Source organism: Pigmentiphaga sp. (assembly GCF_019689535.1).
GTDB lineage: Bacteria > Pseudomonadota > Gammaproteobacteria > Burkholderiales > Burkholderiaceae_B > Pigmentiphaga.
Map to the genome: position 1 here is coordinate 1 of NZ_JADGHH010000264.1, position 3,879 is coordinate 3,879.

At 67.2% G+C, this 3,879-nt stretch carries 5 protein-coding genes; all 5 read left to right on the plus strand.

Annotation, left to right across the window (positions count from 1 at the left end; all coding sequences use genetic code 11):
* A partial coding sequence (locus IRZ12_RS16320) for an ABC transporter permease (RefSeq protein ID WP_296470720.1) occupies window positions 1-213 on the plus strand: 213 nt, incomplete at its 5' end.
* A gap of 17 nt (window positions 214-230) precedes the next feature.
* The gene (locus IRZ12_RS16325) at window positions 231-479 is read left to right on the plus strand and encodes a BolA family protein (protein WP_296470723.1); all 249 of its coding nucleotides are present in this window, start codon (window positions 231-233) and stop codon (window positions 477-479) included.
* A complete protein-coding gene (gene murA, locus IRZ12_RS16330; protein WP_296470725.1) occupies window positions 479-1,765 on the plus strand; it encodes a UDP-N-acetylglucosamine 1-carboxyvinyltransferase in 1,287 nt (428 codons plus the stop codon). The genes IRZ12_RS16325 and murA overlap by 1 nt, the downstream gene beginning before the upstream one ends.
* Window positions 1,766-1,802: 37 nt before the next feature.
* The gene (hisG, locus tag IRZ12_RS16335; RefSeq protein ID WP_296470728.1) at window positions 1,803-2,492 is read left to right on the plus strand and encodes an ATP phosphoribosyltransferase; all 690 of its coding nucleotides are present in this window, start codon (window positions 1,803-1,805) and stop codon (window positions 2,490-2,492) included.
* 127 nt (window positions 2,493-2,619) lie between these two features.
* Window positions 2,620-3,879 (plus strand): histidinol dehydrogenase (hisD, locus tag IRZ12_RS16340; protein ID WP_296470732.1); only part of this gene is annotated, 1,260 nt, incomplete at its 3' end.

The window sequence follows — 3,879 nt, forward strand, 5'->3', positions numbered from 1 at the left end:
GTATTCTATTCGGTGCATTCGCTGCCGCCGTTCTGGCAGGCCGTGTCGCACTGGAACCCGATCTTCTACACCATAGACGGCTTCCGCTACGGGTTTTTCGGCGTCGCCGACGTTTCGCCGTGGCATAGCCTGGCGGTCGTCGCGGGCACTTTCCTGCTGGTAGCCTCGTTCGCGTTGCGGCTGTTGTCTACCGGCTACAAACTTCGCTATTGAAAGGACGAGCCCAGAGGATGGCGATGCTTCCCACTCCCGAGCAGGTCCGGCAGTACATTCTCGACGGATTGCCTTGCGAGCACGTCGAAGTGCAGGGCGACGGCCAGCATTTCGAAGCGCTCATCGTTAGTTCGGCATTTGACGGCAAGCGCCTCATCGCCCGGCACCAGATGGTGTATGCCGCCTTGGGCGAGCGCATGCGCGAAGAAATCCACGCGTTGTCCATGCGTACCCTGACTCCCCAGGAATTCAAGGTGGGCGATTAATGGATAAGTTGCAGATCACCGGCGGTCGCCCCTTGCGCGGGGAAGTGGAAGTGTCGGGGGCGAAAAACGCCGCGCTGCCTTGTCTTTGCGCCTCGCTCCTGACTTCTGATCCCGTCACGCTCGAGAACGTCCCACAGCTCAACGACATTGGCACCACGCTGCGGCTGCTGCGCCGCATGGGGGTCAAGGCCGAGCGCCATGGCGCCGCCGGCGATTCGGGCGGCAACGTGACGCTCCACGCCGACCAAGTCGAGGCGCTCGAGGCGCCCTACGAGCTGGTCAAGACCATGCGCGCGTCGATTCTCGTGCTGGGGCCGCTGCTGACCCGCTTCGGGGAAGCCCGGGTCAGCTTGCCCGGAGGCTGTGCCATAGGCCAGCGCCCCATCGACCAGCACATCAAGGGGCTGGCGGCCATGGGAGCCGAGATCCGCATCGAGCATGGATTCGTGGTGGCGCGCGCCAAGCGCCTGAAGGGCGCCACCATACGCACCGACATGGTGACCGTGACCGGCACCGAGAACCTGCTGATGGCGGCCGTGCTCGCCGAAGGGCTGACCGTGCTCGAGAACGCGGCGCGCGAGCCCGAGATCGTCGACCTGGCAGAGTTGCTCATCAAGATGGGGGCCCGCATCAGCGGACACGGCACGGACCGGATCGTGGTGGAAGGGGTCCCGCGGCTGCACGGCGCGACCCACCGCGTCATACCCGACCGCATCGAGGCAGGTACGTTCCTGTGCGCAGTGGGGGCCGTGGGCGGAGAAATCGTGCTCCGCAACGCCGACCCTTCCAGCATGGGCGCGACGCTCGACAAGCTCGCCGAGGCCGGCGTGTCGATCGAATGCGGCCCGGATTGGGTGCAGGCCGGCATGCGCGGCCGGCCGAAGGCCGTGGGTTTCCGCACGCTCGAGTACCCAGGCTTTGCCACCGACATGCAGGCGCAATTGATGGCCCTGAACACCATCGCCGACGGCACGGCGGTCATCACCGAAACCATTTTCGAGAACCGTTACATGCACGTCCAGGAGCTGCGCCGCCTGGGCGCGAACATCGAGATCGACGGGCATACGGCCGTGGTCAAGGGCGTCCCCCGGCTGTCCGGGGCCGCGGTCATGGCGACCGACCTGCGGGCGTCGGCCGGCTTGGTCATCGCGGGGCTCATCGCCGACGGAGAGACCATCATCGATCGCATCTATCACCTGGATCGCGGCTACGAGCACATGGAGCGCAAACTTTCGCTATTGGGCGCCGACATTCGTCGCGTGAGCGACGGCAGGGGGCAGGCATGAGGGCACGTATCGTTTCCGGATCGCGGGAGGGTAGGCGATGAGCGCCTTCGCCCCGGCTGACCCCGCCGCGCCCATCACCCTGGCGCTGTCGAAGGGACGCATCTTCACCGAGACCATGCCGCTGCTGGCCGAGGCCGGCATCACCGTGGCCGAAGATCCGGAAAAGTCGCGCAAGCTCATTCTTCCGACCAGCGATCCCGGCGTGCGCATCATCATCGTGCGGGCATCGGACGTTCCCACCTATGTCCAGTATGGCGCGGCCGACCTGGGCGTGGCAGGCAAGGACGTGCTGATCGAGCACACGGCCCAACATCCCGGCGTGCTGTATCAGCCGGTGGACCTGCGCATCGGCAAATGCCGGTTGTGCGTGGCCGTGCCGAACGGATTCGACTATGCCAGCGCCGTGCGCCAGGGCGCCCGCCTGCGGGTGGCGACCAAGTACGTGCAGGCGGCGCGCGAGCACTTCGCGGCCAAGGGCGTGCACGTGGACTTGATCAAGCTGTACGGCTCGATGGAGCTTGCGCCGCTGGTCGGCCTGGCCGACGTGATCGTCGACCTGGTCTCGACCGGCGGGACGTTGCGCGCCAACAACCTGGTCGCGGTCGAAGATATCATGGACATATCGTCGCGCCTGGTCGTCAACCAGGCCGCCCTGAAAACGAAGCGACACCGGTTGCAGCCTCTGATCAACGCTTTCGCGCGCGCCAGCCTGGCCATGCCCGGCTGATCCGGCGCACGCGGGAGCGCTGCCGCGGCTCGCCCCCGCTCCATCAAGAGGCTGCGTTGTCCATTGCCGCCGTGCCCCCGGGAGCACGGCCGGGCGGCCTTGTGAAACCGATTCTGCAGAGTGAGATATGTCCCTGATCAACCGACTCGATACCCGTAGCGACGATTTCCGCACGCGCTTGCGCTCGCTGCTGGCCTTTGAAGCGTCCGAAGATGCTTCCATCGAACAGGCGGTGGCCGAGATCCTGCGGGATGTCCGCGCCCGCGGCGACGAAGCCGTGCTGGAGTACACCCGCCGCTTCGACCGCGTCCAGGCGTCGTCCGTCGAGGAGCTGGAGATCCCCCGCGCCGATTGGGCCGCGGCCCTCGACGCCTTGGCCGTGGACCAGCGCCGGGCCCTGGAAGCGGCGGCCGAGCGCATTCGTGCCTACCACGAGCGCCAGCGCGCCGAGAGCTGGACCTACACCGAAGCCGACGGCACGGTGCTCGGGCAAAAAATCACGCCGCTCGACCGGGTAGGGCTGTACGTGCCCGGAGGCAAGGCGGCCTATCCGTCCTCGCTGCTGATGAACGCCATTCCCGCGAAGGTGGCGGGCGTGGCCGAAGTGGTCATGGTCACGCCTACGCCGGACGGCGTGCGCAACCCCATGGTGCTGGCCGCGGCGGCCATCGCCGGGGTGGATCGCGCCATTGCCATCGGCGGTGCCCAGGCCGTGGGCGCGTTGGCCTACGGCACGGCCTCCATCGCCCCCGTGGACAAAATCGTGGGCCCCGGCAACGCGTATGTCGCGGCCGCCAAGCGACGGGTTTACGGCACGGTCGGCATCGACATGATTGCCGGCCCGAGCGAGATCCTCGTGATCTGCGACGGCAAGACGCCGGCTGACTGGATCGCCATGGATCTCTTCTCCCAAGCCGAGCACGACGAGCTGGCCCAGGCCATCCTGCTGTGCCCCGATGCCGCCTACCTCGAGGCCGTCGAAGCCGCCATTGCCCGGCTGTTGCCCGCCATGCCGCGCGCCGAGATCATCCGCGCCAGCCTGGCCCACCGCGGGGCGCTGATCCTGGTGCGGGACCTCGAGGAAGCGTGCGCCATCGCCAATGAGATCGCCCCCGAGCACCTGGAGATCTCGACCGTCGATCCCGAGCGGTGGGCCGATCGCATCCGCCACGCCGGCGCCATTTTCATGGGGCCGCACAGTTCCGAGTCGCTGGGCGATTATTGCGCCGGCCCCAACCACGTGCTGCCGACGTCCCGGACCGCGCGTTTTTCGTCGCCCTTGGGCGTGTACGATTTCCAGAAGCGGTCCAGCCTGATCAAGGTGTCGGGCGCGGGGGCCCAGACCCTCGGACGCATCGCCGCGACGCTGGCGTACGGAGAGGGGCTG

What these genes read in the sequence shown, in the direction of transcription:
- IRZ12_RS16325 (WP_296470723.1), top strand. Translation starts at nt 231, where the DNA reads ATGGCGATGCTTCCCACTCCCGAGCAGGTCCGGCAGTACATTCTCGAC.
- murA (WP_296470725.1), top strand. Translation starts at nt 479, where the DNA reads ATGGATAAGTTGCAGATCACCGGCGGTCGCCCCTTGCGCGGGGAAGTG.
- hisG (WP_296470728.1), top strand. Translation starts at nt 1,803, where the DNA reads ATGAGCGCCTTCGCCCCGGCTGACCCCGCCGCGCCCATCACCCTGGCG.